This window comes from Nostoc sp. DSM 114159 (assembly GCF_053470285.1).
In genome coordinates, this window is the sequence record NZ_JBPFEH010000001.1 from 6245122 (window position 1) to 6260547 (window position 15426).

10 protein-coding genes are annotated in these 15426 nt (G+C 43.1%); 4 read left to right on the forward strand and 6 right to left on the reverse strand.

From position 1 onward, the window contains the following. The first annotated feature begins 111 nt into the window (after positions 1–111). Positions 112–1503 (forward strand): UDP-glucose dehydrogenase family protein, encoded by a 1392-nt coding sequence (locus ACR5KR_RS26375; RefSeq protein ID WP_445629819.1) that lies wholly within the window; start codon positions 112–114, stop codon positions 1501–1503. Positions 1504–1693: 190 nt separating this feature from the next. Here the strand turns inward: ACR5KR_RS26375 and ACR5KR_RS26380 are convergent, their stop codons facing one another. From ACR5KR_RS26380 to ACR5KR_RS26405, 6 genes are all read right to left on the reverse strand, one after another. Continuing rightward, on the reverse strand, positions 1694–2488 hold the full coding sequence (locus tag ACR5KR_RS26380; protein WP_445629818.1) for an LmeA family phospholipid-binding protein: 795 nt from the start codon (positions 2486–2488) through the stop codon (positions 1694–1696). Between the two features lie 560 nt (positions 2489–3048). Beyond that, on the reverse strand, positions 3049–4020 hold the full coding sequence (locus ACR5KR_RS26385; protein ID WP_445629817.1) for an aldo/keto reductase: 972 nt from the start codon (positions 4018–4020) through the stop codon (positions 3049–3051). Between the two features lie 245 nt (positions 4021–4265). After that, positions 4266–4571: a small RNA NsiR4-regulated ssr1528 family protein gene (locus tag ACR5KR_RS26390; protein WP_448268555.1), complete on the reverse strand. Its 306-nt coding sequence runs from the start codon at positions 4569–4571 to the stop codon at positions 4266–4268. Positions 4572–4706: 135 nt separating this feature from the next. Continuing rightward, the gene (locus ACR5KR_RS26395; RefSeq protein WP_445629815.1) at positions 4707–4961 is read right to left on the reverse strand and encodes a hypothetical protein; all 255 of its coding nucleotides are present in this window, start codon (positions 4959–4961) and stop codon (positions 4707–4709) included. Between the two features lie 184 nt (positions 4962–5145). Beyond that, positions 5146–8274: a phosphoenolpyruvate carboxylase gene (locus ACR5KR_RS26400; protein WP_448268556.1), complete on the reverse strand. Its 3129-nt coding sequence runs from the start codon at positions 8272–8274 to the stop codon at positions 5146–5148. Between the two features lie 84 nt (positions 8275–8358). Further along, positions 8359–8613 carry a hypothetical protein gene (locus tag ACR5KR_RS26405; RefSeq protein WP_445629813.1) on the reverse strand — a complete coding sequence of 85 codons (255 nt, stop codon included), beginning with the start codon at positions 8611–8613 and terminating at the stop codon, positions 8359–8361. A 491-nt stretch (positions 8614–9104) separates the two neighbouring features. On the opposite strand from ACR5KR_RS26405, the gene ACR5KR_RS26410 reads away from it, so the two are divergent. The 3 genes from ACR5KR_RS26410 to psbA all read left to right on the forward strand — a co-directional run bounded on the left by ACR5KR_RS26410 (position 9105) and on the right by psbA (position 15233). Next, positions 9105–12122 carry a DUF1574 family protein gene (locus ACR5KR_RS26410; protein WP_448268557.1) on the forward strand — a complete coding sequence of 1006 codons (3018 nt, stop codon included), beginning with the start codon at positions 9105–9107 and terminating at the stop codon, positions 12120–12122. A gap of 177 nt (positions 12123–12299) precedes the next feature. Beyond that, positions 12300–13799 carry an MBOAT family O-acyltransferase gene (locus ACR5KR_RS26415; protein ID WP_448268558.1) on the forward strand — a complete coding sequence of 500 codons (1500 nt, stop codon included), beginning with the start codon at positions 12300–12302 and terminating at the stop codon, positions 13797–13799. A gap of 351 nt (positions 13800–14150) precedes the next feature. Further along, entirely contained in the window at positions 14151–15233 is a 1083-nt protein-coding gene (gene psbA / locus ACR5KR_RS26420; RefSeq protein ID WP_445629811.1) for a photosystem II q(b) protein, read from the forward strand. The last annotated feature ends 193 nt before the right edge of the window (positions 15234–15426 follow it).

Consider the following 15426-nt stretch of genomic DNA (forward strand, 5'->3'; position numbering starts at 1 on the left):
TAACCCCATCGGTAGCTAGTATATTTAGTTGCTGAGTTTTCCCAAGTGTCTAAGTGTAAAATTGAGAATTTTTTTTGAAAATTAAGCCCAAAAAAGTGAGGAGTTAAATAAATGCGTGTTTGCGTTATTGGTACTGGTTACGTTGGTTTAGTTACAGGCGCTTGCTTGGCTCATATTGGGCATGATGTAATTTGCGTAGACAACAACGAAGAAAAAGTTAAGTTAATGAAGTCTGGGCAATCTCCAATTTTTGAGCCAGGACTCTCAGAAATTATGCAGTCTGCGATTCAAACAGAGAAGATTCATTTTACTAGCGATCTTGCTGCTGGAGTTTCCCACGGAGAAATTTTGTTTATTGCTGTAGGAACGCCACCTTTACCCACTGGTGAAAGTGATACTCGTTACGTCGAAGCTGTAGCTCGTGGGATTGGGGAAAATCTCAACGGTGGTTATAAAGTCATAGTGAATAAATCTACAGTACCCATTGGTTCAGGTGACTGGGTGCGGATGCTTGTTCTAGATGGTGTTGCAGAGCGGCAGAAAACACTGATCCCCGCAGGTGGAGTGCCGAGTGATGAGAAATTACCTGAATTTGTAGCCGAGTTTGATGTAGTCAGTAATCCAGAGTTTTTGCGGGAAGGTTCGGCAGTTCACGACACCTTTAACCCCGATCGCATTGTATTAGGAGGCAATAGCCAAAGAGCAGTAGCCTTAATGGAACAGCTGTATGCTCCAATTGTAGAACGCAAGTACGCTGACGATCAATCTTTACCCCCTGTGCCAATTTTGGCAACAGACCTGAGTTCGGCAGAGATGATTAAATATGCCGCTAATGCCTTCTTAGCTACTAAGATTAGTTTTATTAACGAAGTTGCTAATATTTGCGATCGCGTCGGTGCTGATGTTACTCAAGTAGCTAAAGGTATCGGTCTAGATTCCCGTATTGGTAACAAGTTTTTACAAGCTGGTATTGGTTGGGGTGGCTCTTGTTTTCCCAAAGATGTCTCCGCTCTGATTCACACTGCTGATGACTATGGTTATGAAGCCCAGCTACTGAAATCTGCTGTCAGTGTCAACGAACGTCAGCGGTTGATTGCTTTGGAAAAACTCCAACAAGTTCTAAAAATTCTCAAAGGCAAAACAGTCGGACTACTCGGACTGACCTTTAAGCCCGATACCGACGACTTGCGCGACGCTCCAGCACTCAACCTAATTGAACAGCTAAACCGACTGGGAGCTAAAGTTAAAGCCTATGACCCCATTGTTTCCCAAACAGGTCTACGTCATGGACTTTCTGGTGTGCTAGTAGAAACCGATGCCGAAAGACTCGCTGACGGCTGTGATGCCTTAGTACTTGTCACCGAATGGCAGCAATTCAGCACTCTGGACTATGTGAAGATGGCGAAACTGATGGCCCACCCCGTTATCATTGATGGTCGTAACTTCCTCGACCCCGAAGCAATGATCCGCGCTGGATTCCAATATGTAGGCGTGGGAAGATAGAAAGTAGAGACGCGATTAATCGCGTCTGTACAGGAGTTAGGAGTGATAAATAAAAATTAATTACAATTTATAATTAACAACTCCTAACTTTCTTCAAAACCTAAAGATTTAAATTACCGCCTAGAATCATCTAGGCGGTATTTAATTTGTTTAAATTACTCTACTTTAATTTTTTGCCTATAATTTGGGATTAAGGACTATTTGGAATACGTTCAATTTCAGCATATCCACTGAAAATAATTTTTTGACCTTCAGTTTCTAATCGGTTGAGGCGCATTTTCACTCCATCAAGGTCAAAACGATCCAAATCGACCATATTATCTAAAATTTCTACCAACGCTACGCTCAAGGTTTGCGAGATTTCCCGTTGTGCTTCTGGTACTTGGTCAAGTTGAATTTTCGGATCTTTGAAAGAAACTCGCCGCCGTCTTTCAATACCTACAGTTAAAATCATGCTCAGGGGTACAAGTTCGCCATTATTTAAATCTGCTTTTGCTAGAAGCTGTAAGCGATTTTCTGGCAATAGCTGTATCTGGACATCTGTAAAGGAGACTGGTTCACCGCCAGATAATTCTGTCAGTGATGGTACGGTGAGGTTAAGCAGGCGCTTTTTCACCAGTTCCGCATTAAAGGCTTGGTTTATGCCTGCTTCTGATAAGATTACTTGAGCGATCGCTTGAGTAGGTTGCTTAAGGCTAAGTTTGCCCTTTAAAACCGAACCGAAGTCAATGGCCACCGCATCAGTTTCAAACGACATCTCCTCAACCGCGAAATCTCTCCGAATCACCAAGCCACGACCGCTCATTTTGAAGCTATCAATGCTGCCTTGTAAGAGCTTGCTGGAAGGATAGCAGCGCACAAAGACTTCTACTGACTCGCTCGTGCTAAACAGGTGGCGAATCGTTTGGCTGGCGACTGTGTTGAGCATCCGCTCTCCCCAATCTGTGCCTTTAGGATCTTGTAAACCAGTAAGTCCGCCGAACATGTGGTTTTGGGTCTCTAGAAGTTCTTTGTACTTTTGTAACAAATCATGAAGAATACAGCAAGCGATCCCGTGATTAATTGTGCTGATGGATAGGCATAGAATGGCTGATAACTGATAAAATATGTATTAAATATTACTAGTGTGACTTAGTTGGGAGAAAGTTGCAGCATTGATGACAATAGTAATCCTAAGAGAATGAGATTACTGTGGCGTAGTATTTTATAGATGGTTAAAATGTATCATTTATAAAACTATAATACATTTTTGCTACTGTAGTAATACATAAAGTTAGCCTGAGTCTTCCTGAGTCAGCTTCAACCTCATGGTTTCCACACGGAGCGCGAGGTCTTAGAATACGCTTAAATACCGCATTAGCAATATTAATCGTGCTAATTTTGATATGATTCTGGATTTATTTAAACCATAAAACCAGAATCAGATCAAGATATTCACGCCCTTTGGCAATTTTCGTTATGGTTTGTGTGGCGATCGCTCCATAGTTTTTGTAATTTGAAATTCATTAATCGAGTTTCTAGAATTCAGATATATTGGTATTGAGTTTATTTTCTTGCTGCTGACATCAATTGCTGGAGGTACTGTGGTTCTTCTCCCAGCCAATCTAGATTTTGGGCAGTGCTATCGAAGATTGATGAGGTTTTGAAAGGCTCAAACTCGCCGCGTGATGCCGCTTCTGCCGTTTTTGCTAAGAGCGATCGCACTTGCTCGTTATTCATTGGCTGGAACGTCCGCACTGCTTCAAAAGCTTGCTCTAGAATCTCCATGCTGTCAATTCCGGTAATTACAACCGATGTGGGCAGATTCAAAGCATAGTGTAAACATTCAATTGGCGTTACAGTATTTGACTGTAAAAGAATACCGTTTGCCAAGCTTTTCATTCCCAGAACGCCGATGTTTTGTTTAACTAGCTCTGGCACAACCAGCTTTTCAAAGCTTCGGTAGTGGGCATCCATCACATTGAGAGGCATCTGCACTGTATCAAATTTAAACCCATTAGTGGCTGCAACTTCCAGCATATGCAGATGAACATAGGGGTCTTTATGCCCAGTAAAACCTATATATCGGAGTTTGCCAGCTTCCCGTGCCTCAATCAAGGCAGCATTCGCCCCTTCTTCGTGAAAAACTCGATGCGGGTCTTCGTGCCGCAGGATTTCGTGGTGCTGAACGAGATCGATGCAATCAACTTGCAGGCGTTGGAGTGATTCGTCTAGCTGTTTTGCGGCTGCTTTTTTAGAGCGACCATCGATTTTCGTCATCAGGAACACTTTGTCTCGATAGCCATCGCCTAGCGCTTTTCCCATACGAATCTCGCTAAGTCCACCATTGTAATCCCAACTGTTATCCATAAAGTTTATGCCGCGATCGATCGCGGTTCTAACAATTCGGATACCTAGTTCCTCATCAACATACTTCAAGGCGATGTGCCAACCACCCAATCCGATGGCGGAAACTTTCTCTCCTGTACTACCGATAACTCGGTATTGCATTTGTGAATTTGACGTAGTTTCTGACATGAGTTTTCCAAGTCTTTCAGCTATTACTTAAATACATATAGCCATCTGCCAATTCAAACACAAGAGAAAGTTGGTAATATCTTGCTGAAGATACACTTTTCAAGCCGATCGGGAAATGACTGAAGAAGCCAAAATATCGATGGCAATTTGCTATGTTTGAGGTAAAGAATTAAGGGTACAGCATTGCTGCACCCCTACAACATATTTGGTTCAAATAAATGAAAACTGTTGTACAATATCGACAATTACTTACCACTATAAAAAAAGGCAATTTCTTTTTCTTTTAGGGGCGCAAAACCAGCATCTACAAGTAATTGGTCGAGTTCTGCTTGGGGAATGTGTTTTGCGCCAATTCGTACAATGCGCGATCGCATGGTATTAGATACACCACTGCGCTGTCTATTGCTTTCTAGCGCCATAACTTTACTATAAAGTTCTAGCTTGGCAGGGGGAATGGGAGAACCATCAAAATCAATTCCCTGTGCGATCGCTTCATCAATCGCATCAGCTCCTGTAGTAGTTTGATTCCCTGGGTTAGTTTCGGTAGGCATAGTGATTTACTCTTCTTCGCTATGGGTAGATTTTACCAGCCTTACTGACACCAAAGTTGCCCGAACTCACGTTTACAGAAGTTTTCATGTATTTGAACCACATCTGTTGTAGGGGCGCAAGGCTTTGCGTCCCTACTAATCACGAGCTTGTCGCGTCACCACACCACCAACAAACGCCCCTAAGATAGTGCCTGTCCATAGCCCTGTTGTGCTACCTTGCCATATTGCTCCTGGTGTTATCCAAGCGTTGCACATCTCCTTTAAACCCCAAGGTTGGTTTTGACACTTTTGACTATGGAGCATCATGGTAATTTGCCCACTAGTGTAAGCGCCAAAAAAACCTGATGACAGCGCCAAGAAAGTGCAAATTAAAATTTTATTTTTTATCATTTGTCATTAGTCATTAGACATCTTGCAAAAGTAACAAATGCCAAGATGTTGGGCAAAGGTTAAAGGTTACTGGGTTTGGGAAAATTCTATACCTTTACCCTTTACCCCTTACCCTTTTCCCACAATGTCAAGAAGTCTATTAGTCATTGGTCATTATTCCCCATACCCAATGCCCTATTCTCAATCAACCTGTATTTCTCATCCCAGCAGCAATCCCATTAATAGTTAACAATGCTCCTCGCAGTAACTCGCCTTTGCTGTAACGAGAATGAATTACTCCAGAAGTAGCAGTAGTATTTTGGGACTGCCGTAGACGCTTGAGTAGTGAAACTTGGATAAATCCCAAGGGGACAATTGTCCCATTCCGTAACTGCACAGATCGTTGCAATATCGGATCGCCATCTAACAGTCGATTATGATCGGTGATTTTTAACACCAAATCCCTTGTCAGATAGAACTCGCTAGCAATTTGGTCAAAAACCTTGGCAAAACGAAGTCGATCTTCTGGTTTTGAGAGTTCTTGGACGTAGTGGTGTGCCATTTGTATATCTACTTTTGCCAAAGTCATCTCGGCTTTAGAAATCACCATCTTGAAAAAGGGCCACTTAACGTAAAAGTAGCGCAGTAATTTCAAGTGTTCTTCTGGTTCTGCGTTCAGGAATTCTTGTAAGGCTGTGCCAACGCCATACCAGGAAGGAAGTAAAAAGCGGGTTTGCGTCCAGCTAAATACCCAAGGAATAGCTCGCAGACTGCTTAAATCTTTTTTACCAGATGGACGACGGGCGGGACGGGAACTAATTTGCAGTTGACTAATTTCTTCAATGGGGGTTACTTCGTGGAAGAAATCAACAAAATCAGGCTGTTCGTAGATTAAAGCTCGATAATGTTGACGCGATCGCACTGCTAATTCTTCCATAATCTCATTCCAGGGTTCAATATCATCAAACCCTGTCCGTAACAGGCTGGCTTGAATCACAGCTGTGGTGATGGTTTCCATATGGTACAAAGCCAAGTCCAACAAGGAATATTTGGAAGCTAAAACTTCTCCTTGTTCAGTAATCTTGATTCGCCCATTGATACTATGACCTGGTTGAGCCAAAATCGCTTCATAAGCAGGGCCCCCACCCCGTCCCACAGAACCGCCGCGTCCGTGGAAAATTCGCAAATTTAGATCGTAGTTTTCTGCTATTTGTTGCAGTGATTTTTGAGCTTTATGAATTTCCCAATTACTGCTTAAAAAACCAGAGTCTTTGTTGCTGTCAGAATACCCCAGCATTACTTCTTGCAAGTTGGGGGTGATGGATGAGGCAGGGGAGCAAGGGAGCAGGTGGTCACTGAGCGTAGCCGAAGTGGGAGCAGGGGAGGCAGGGGGGGCAGGGGAGGGTGAATTTTCATCTGCACCTTCTGTTTTTGTCTGTTCGTAGCCGCCGGCTAATAAAGCGCGATATAACGGCAGTTCAAACAGTTTCCGCATAACGCTTCTAGAGCGTTGTAAATCTTCTACTGTCTCAAATAAGGGGATAACTTGAATAGTTCCGACGGCAAGGGCGGGGTCAAAAAGTCTGGCTTCTTTGGCTAAAAGCAATACTTCCAACACGTCGCTCACGTCGCGGCACATACTGATAATGTAAGTTTGGCAGATGTTCAGACCAAATTCTTGTTGCAGCGATCGCACGACGCGAAAGGTTTCAATTACATCGTTGGTTTTTTCGGAAAATGGCAATTCTGCGGGAATTAATGGTCTGCGGGTTTGCAGTTCGCCTGTAAGCCAAGCAACTTTTTGCTCCTCGGATAGTTCGTTGTAAGGTTGGGGTAATATTTGCAGGTATTCCAGAATCTCATTGAGCGCGTCGGCGTGGCGGGATGATTCTTGGCGGATATCTAATTGTGTCAAGTTAAAGCCAAAAATTTCTACCTGACAAATCAGATTTTCTAATTCTCGACAACTTAAACCTGTTTCTGTCAAGTTGCGCTGAATCATTCGCAGTTCTGCTAAAAAATCGGCACCCGAACGATACAGGGGGCTATCTTGATTTGTTGGCGTTTCCCGATTGTACAAAGCGAGATTGCGATCGCGAGTATTTTCCAGCCGTTTCAGTACGTAAGCCAGTTTCAGCCGATAAGGTTCTTGTCGATAACGCAGTGCCAGTGCATCGTAGACTTCACTCAATTGGGACTGATCCAATTCTAGAGATTCCAGTAAGTCTGGTAAAACATCACTCCAGTGCATCGACACACTCAACAATTCAATCAGATTTTTCACTGACTGAATATATCTCCCGATCACCATTTTGCGCTGATAGCAAGCTGTTTTCCAGGTGATTTCAGGCGTGACTGATGGGTTTCCATCTCTGTCTGAACCTACCCATGAGCCAAAAGAGCAAAAGTTTTTACTCGGTGGTTCAAGCCAAGGAAAGGTATTGGATAGAGCGTGTTTGAAACGTTTATACAGTTGGGGAATGCCATCAAATAAAACTTCTTGGAAGTAGTGCAGGGCATAATCTACTTCATCTAGCACTGTGGGTTTGAACTGGTGAAGTTCATCTGTACGCCACCACAGGCGAATTTCTTCGAGCAATTGTTCGCGGACATCTACTGCTTCCCAAGGATATGCTCCTGGTGTACTCCCAGAGTGATTTTCCAAGGTATCCAGTTTTTGCAAAAGTTGTACCACCTGTCGCTGCTTATCTCGGATGGTATGACGAACAATTTCCGTCGGATGCGCTGTAAAAACTAACCGCACATCCAGATGTGCAATTAAACGTTGAATTTGCTGGGGTGGTACATTCAGTTTGAATAAATAGGGAAACAAGGCAGCAAAAGTACCTTTTGGTTTGACTTGCGCCTTTTCGAGATAATTCTTTTTGAGAAAGGCTGCTGCTATTCCCTTGCTAACAGGCGCATCATCTTCTCTTTGATTGGAGGAATAGTTAACATTAGACGGTGTTTCCGGCTCCGTAGCCTCTGTTTCTGCTTCATAACGGCTCAATTGCTGGCGTTGTTCGTATTCCTGCTCTATGATGTTAATCAGCTGAAAATACAGAGCGAAAGCACGAGCCGCGCGAATTGCTTCGTTGATATTTAGTTGTTCGATTAATTTGACGGCTGAGGATGCTTGGTCATTTGTTGCTTGTCCCTCTGGCGAACATAGGTCGCGCAACTCACGCAACAAGTCTACCATATTTTGACCGCATTCTTGCCGGAGAACTGACTCCCACAATTCTTCCACTACCTGGAGACGATGACGCAAAAATAATTCCGACACCGGGTATATATCAGCAGTTTGAGACGAAGAGTATAAAAGGGAACCCATATTCTCTATTCTTGTAAAGCTAATTACTGTTTACGGTTCTAGGTTTTGCACTTAATGCTCGCTGGGTTGTTCCTGAGCAAATAATTATTTGGTGTATATCTTCTCATCTTGATTGATTTCGCGTTCATCTGGGAAATCTAGATTGGGTAGGCGATCGCCTCGAAATAATTCTTCACTAGCTTCTCCTATGGCTTTTAGTGCTCTGACTGTGGTTTTTCCAGTAATCAGCAGCAGTAATATAGACGCTGTACTTATTTGTAAAAGGAGCGATTGAGGAATGGGAAACAAATCCAGATTGGATGTGGGTTTAGGTGAAGACTGTTGGTTGGTAGGAGGCATTGCTAATTTTTGGTTATGGGAATTATGAGTAGAGACGCGATTTATCGCGTCTTTTAGGAGAGACGCGATTCATCGCGTCTGTACAGGAGTTAGGAGTTAGGATGACTCCAACGATAAAGGGAGGGAGTTTAATGAGATAAGCTTATTATTTGTTTCGCCCATCAAGCGCATTAGCGTAGTGGAACACAAGTCCCGCTTTAAAGGACAAGTCATCAGCCAGTCATATAGAATTATTCTGACTCCTGGCTCCTAACTTTTAACTCCTAACTAACTCCTAACTTCTGATTTCTGACTCCCTATTAGTAAAATAAACGCAAAACTCAACATTAGTCAGACTTGCAACCTATACAAGACTATCTTGTCCGATTTTGTGAGCTACGAAGGTAACAAAATTGTTAAAAAAAAACGTCAGAGTGTGATAGACCTATGGTTCTAGTTTACAAGTGCAGGCACTATCCCCCAACCATCGCTTCCTGTAAAGTTAACTGAGCATGAAAACAGTAGTACCAGATCGCCAGCAATCCTTAGTGCAATGGGTAAGCCAAGCAACAGGGATCAACACTTTCGGAGTGAAAGTCCGGTTGCGGGGAAATGACCTTCATATTCTTTGTGAAGGTACAGAATGTCCGCAGCGTTGGCGTACTTTGTCTGATTTGCTGCAAGCACTACAGCAAACAAACTTAGATATCCTCACAAACAGCGAACAAACCTCAATATATCAAGTATTTGTCTATGGCCGCAGAAAAGGGGAACACCGCCCCTCATGGTGCCATCGGGTTCACCTCAATCAAATAGATAAGCATCTCGATCAGGTGCAACAAGCGCTGCTAGCAGACTCGGAAAAATCAAAACAATCGGGTGGGGCGCTAATTGTCTCTAACGAAAGTTTGGCACGCCAAGGCAATCCAGAGGCGATCGCTCGATATCTGAGTGAAACTCTGAGTACGCTAGGTGTATCAGTACAGGTAAAAATTAAGCTATATAAACCCAAGAATTCTCAGCCAGAAGAAAATCGCCTGTGGGTATTTTGCCAGTCAAGCTATAGCCCTGATGCATCGTTGCTTGCTGAACCCATAGCACAAAAGTTACGTTATCTCAAGCTTTCCGGCTACCAAGATGCCGTAATTGTTTCTCAGGTGAGCGGCGAAACTGCCCCTGATTGGCTGCTGCGGGTGGATTTGACGCCACCAGAGGTGATGCTGAAAGAGTGGGCGCGTTGGGGAGATGTCCAAGCGATCGCTCGATTACTAGCTGAAGTTCTATCAGGATTAAAAGTTGGTGTCCAAGTTTCTCTAAAAGAATCAACGCTACATATTTTTTGTATCCCAGCTTTCGATCCTTTAGGAACTGCCCCGATCCCAGACAAAGTAGCGTGCTTAGAGGCGATTTTACCGCAGTTAGAAGCGATCGCTCCTCAAGGCATTCTCGCCGCCACCGTATACGGACAAAAAGCAGGCGACAAGGAACCCACTTGGGTTGATTGGCTGAGTTTACCCGCAGCAAACCATCCCGCTTTTGCCATATCACCACTTGATTTGGCAAATACTGGCGATGAATCAGCGATCGTATTTTTACTAGAGCGCTTACTCAATCCTGATTTGGATTGGCGACTATTGACAGGGGGAATTCGCGTACTTCTACTGAACAAAAATGGTTTATTGCACATTATGTGTGATGCACCTGTTTGTCCACAGCGACAACAAGTAACAAGTAAAATTACGCAGTTTATCCGCCAGTTAAAAATTTCCGGTATCATGGGAGTACGTATCTACGGTCGGCGTGCTGGGAATAAAGAACCTTTTTGGCATTATGGCGTCGATCTTGAACATCGCCAACGTTTAGTACCAGAAGCAACCCCAGAATTTGCTGCTACTTCTATATACATTGACGATTTAGTAACATCTGAGACTAGTGAACCAATTTTGCGCCCAGACTTAACGACAGAAGAAGTTCAAAATTTTGTAACCGAAGTAGCGCGAGATTGGATAGCAACGGCGAGTTCAACTGCGAGAAAATTCTTGTTGAAAAGCCAGCTATTTACCGAAAGCAACGAGTCAGCGGAACGTAACCATGATGTTCAAGGAATTAAAATTGCTCTGGTTTGGGGAACACTGGGATTATTGCTCACCCTCCAAACTGATTGGATATTGGGTCGAATTATTGCACTTAATACGCCCAGTTCGTCAAAAGTAGCTAGTGCCACCCTCCCATCTTCATCTTCTGAGCAAAAGGCAGCTTTGACATCTGGAAAAAATCAGAGTGAGAAAACGACATTTTTTAGCAGCACTTCCAAGACAAAATCTCCTCCAAATCAGAGTTCTGTATTTAATGCTTCGGAATTTACCCAAAGCGATGATACCCCAAAAAATAATTTGGCAGCCGCACCACTGAAGGGAAAAGCCACCGCAACAGCTATTCTTTTAGCAGCGCGATCGCAGATGCCAAGTTTTAATGTTAGGCAGTTAGACGAGCAACTAGCACTGTATAAACAGCGTTTAGCTAGAACTGGTAGTCCCCCAGATGTATTGATTATTGGCTCCTCCCGCGCCCTCAGAGGAGTAGATCCCGCAGCACTTTCTAAAGCTTTAGCGACTCAAGGCTATCCAAATCTTGACGTGTTTAACTTTGGGATCAACGGTGCTACGGCACAAGTTGTAGACTTTGTGATTCGTCACGTCTTGGAACCATCAGAACTACCCAAAATAATTATCTGGGCAGATGGGGCGCGTGCTTTCAACGGTGGACGCGAGGATATTACCTTTAAATCGCTTGCGGCATCCGTTGGTTATAAGCAAGCATTCCAAAAAACAGCAACCACTGCAAATAGCAATAATTTACCAGAGAATACAGTAAATTCGGAAGAACAAAAGACAAACGAAGAAAAACAGGAAATTAGTACTTATGAAGCCATCAATCAGTCATTAAATCAGGCTCTAGCCTCTGTTTCTACTAGCTATCAAAACCGCGACCAAATTAAAAGTTTACTGCAAAAACAACTGCTCTTATTTGGTAATAATCAGACAGTTGCATCACAAAAACAGTTGACAGACGGTACTTCAGATGAAAGTATTTCCCAGCAAGCCGTTGACTTTGATGGCTTTTTACCCTTGTCGATTCGCTTTAATCCCGCGAGATACTATCAAAAACATTCTAGAGTTCCCGGAAATTATGACAACGACTATAAATCTTTCCAAGTAGAAGGACAGCAAGATACTGCTTTTCAAGAAGTGCTTCAGTTTACCCAGTCTCAGAAAATCACTTTAGTATTTGTCAATATGCCTTTGACGGCAGATTATTTAGATCCAGTGCGTAAACAATATGAGCAACAATTTCAGCAATATATGTTGCGTTTGGCTACTAATCCTAACTTTATTTATCGTGATTTGAGTCAACAGTGGCCAAAAGTAAATGATTTCTTTTCCGATCCTAGCCACCTCAATCGGTTTGGTGCATACGAAGTATCGAAAAAGCTAGCTAACGATCCGATGATTCCTTGGCCAGTGAAGTAGGGAGTGGGAGTGGGGATGAGAGAGCAGAGGGCAGGGGGCAGGGGAGCAGAGGAGCAGCACTTCGACTCATTTCGGCTACGCTCAATGACCAACGCTCAGTGACCGAGGAGCAGAGGAGTAGAACAGTAGGGGAAGAAGAACTATTTTTACAAATGACAAATGACAAATGACTAAAAAATGAACTTTATATCAATTTTCTATGGGCTGTTCTTATTGAGTGTGTTAGGAATTTACTGGTCTTTAGCACAACATAAATTGCGATTGTGGACGCTGCTAATTGCCAGTCTGGTTTTTTATTCATCTTTGCACATCCAATACATACCATTACTATTAGCATTGACGTTGATCAATTTCCGCATAGGGCTGGGAATTGGTAACAACACATCACCAGGGAAACATTCTCTTGACTGGCAAATTTCTAATGAAGAGTGGCAATTTGCTCAAGTTGATTGGAATCGTCGCCGTTTAAAGATTTTGTGGGTGGGTATAATTCTAAATGTTTTACTGCTATTAGCTTTTAAGTATTTTACCCCTTTCTTCAAGTTTGTTTTTCATGTCCAAACAAACTCACCAGATAGCTCTTTTAAATTAATTGCACCCTTGGGAATTTCATTTTTCACCTTTGAATGTATTGCTTATTTAATAGATGTCTATCGCGGTGCCCCTGCTACTGATAATTTTCTCAAATTTGCTACGTACAAATTATTCTTCGCCAAACTGATTTCAGGGCCGATTACGCGCTACCACAACTTAGCAAATCAATTTAATACACTAGAATTACCCAATACTAATAGAGTAGCCCAAGCGCTGTGGTTGATTGCTAGAGGCGCAGTCAAAAAAGGTATTTTTGCAGACCACTTGGGAATTTTCGTCGATTTATGTTTCGGTAATTTGCAACGGGCCGGTAGTACGGATCTTTGGTTAGCTACATTCGCTTATGGCTTGCAGTTATATCTAGATTTCAACGGTTACGTAGACATTGCCCGTGGTAGTGCGATGCTTTTCGGTTTAGTTCTACCTGAAAATTTCGACTTTCCTTATTTCAGCACCAATATTTCTGAATTTTGGCGGCGCTGGCACATGACTCTGGGAGATTGGTTACGTAACTATGTCTACTTTCCGTTGGGTGGTTCCCGTCGCGGTTTAGTCCGTACCTGCTGGAATTTATTTATTGTGATGCTAATTGCTGGTATCTGGCACGGTGCTGCTTTGGGTTATGTCGTTTGGGGTATATTCCACGGATTAGCTTTAGTGGTTCATCGACTTACAGATTCTATAAGCGATCGCTCTGAAAATCTAGAACAATTCTGGCAAAATCCTCTAGGTATATTTGTCGCTTGGTTCTTAACTCAATTGATGGTTTTTACCTCTTGGATTTGGTTCCGTCTACCTAATCTCCAAGACTCTTCTTTGGTAATTCGGCATCTTTGGGGTTATCCGGCTGACGCCCAGTTTGCTGAAAAGGTCTACGTAGAAGCCTTAAATATGAGCCAATCCCAACTCGCTTGGGTACTTCTAGGTTTAGCTGCGCTTATGGCTGTAGTCTATGCATTCAATCGAATGCTGAAGTTGGAATTTAACTGGCCCCTTAAGCTTGTCTTCGTTCCCCTATGTTTTTACGCTGTTTGGTTATTAGCTCCTGAAGGCAGTTTGCCCTACATCTACTTTGATTTTTAACTGAACCATCAGACAATGTAAAACTTAATATTTCGTTACAAATTAGCAAGAATTAAAATCTTTCCCACTAGCTAATTGTAAAGAAAGGTAAAGTTAAATAACGAGGCGATCGCTTCATTAAAAACGATCGCTAGTTTATTGTTGAAATGGCTGAAAAAGCCTGAATCCATTACTTTTATCTTGATTATTTATAGAAGGAAAACTTTACAGTTCGATGAGCTTGTTAAAGAATTATGTTACAGAATATTAAGTCACAGTTCGCGTCAAAGTAAATTCATGTAGACTGTATTTCAACAGGCGAAAATAAAATCGCTTGTTGCATATTTAACAACCCATAGCACTTATAAAACCATGACCACAACCTTACAACGGCGCTCCGGCGCTAACGTATGGGATCGCTTTTGCGAGTGGATCACCAGCACCGACAACCGTATTTACATCGGTTGGTTTGGTGTGCTTATGATCCCAACCCTACTAGCTGCTACAACCTGCTTCGTAATTGCTTTCATCGCTGCTCCTCCCGTGGACATCGACGGCATCCGCGAACCGGTTGCAGGTTCTTTGATTTACGGAAACAACATCATCTCTGGTGCAGTTGTTCCTTCTTCAAACGCAATCGGCTTGCACTTCTACCCAATCTGGGAAGCTGCTTCCTTAGATGAGTGGTTGTACAACGGCGGTCCTTACCAGTTAGTAATTTTACACTTCTTGCTCGGTTGCGCTGCCTACCTTGGTCGTCAGTGGGAACTTTCTTACCGCTTAGGTATGCGTCCTTGGATCTGCGTAGCTTACAGCGCACCTCTGGCTTCCGCTACCGCAGTATTCTTGATCTACCCAATTGGTCAAGGTTCTTTCTCTGATGGTATGCCTTTGGGTATCTCTGGAACCTTCAACTTCATGATTGTGTTCCAAGCAGAACACAACATCTTGATGCACCCCTTCCACATGTTAGGTGTGGCTGGTGTATTCGGCGGTTCATTGTTCTCAGCAATGCACGGTTCTCTAGTAACTTCTTCCTTGGTTCGCGAAACCACCGAAACCGAGTCTCAAAACTACGGTTACAAATTCGGTCAAGAAGAAGAAACCTACAACATCGTTGCAGCCCACGGCTACTTCGGTCGGTTAATCTTCCAATACGCTTCCTTCAACAACAGCCGTTCACTGCACTTCTTCTTAGCAGCTTGGCCTGTCGTCGGTATCTGGTTCACCGCTTTGGGTATCAGCACGATGGCATTCAACCTGAACGGTTTCAACTTCAACCAATCAGTAATTGATTCCCAAGGTCGCGTCATCAGCACTTGGGCAGATGTAATCAACCGCGCTAACCTGGGTATGGAAGTAATGCACGAGCGTAACGCTCACAACTTCCCCCTAGATTTAGCTGCTGGTGAAGTTACTCCTGTTGCTCTGACTGCTCCTGCTATCAACGGTTAATTCTGAAGATTTAGCTAAATAAAAAGCGCCCTCCAGAAATGGGGGGCGCTTTTTTGTTGTAATTAACTTAAAAGCTAGGCTAACTTAGCAAAACTTAAAAAAAATGTCTTGAAAAATACAAATTACTAATGTAAAACGTGATATTAGGAGCCGGGAAAGTTTTCCCTTTTTTCTACACAGTCTCCCTGGGGAA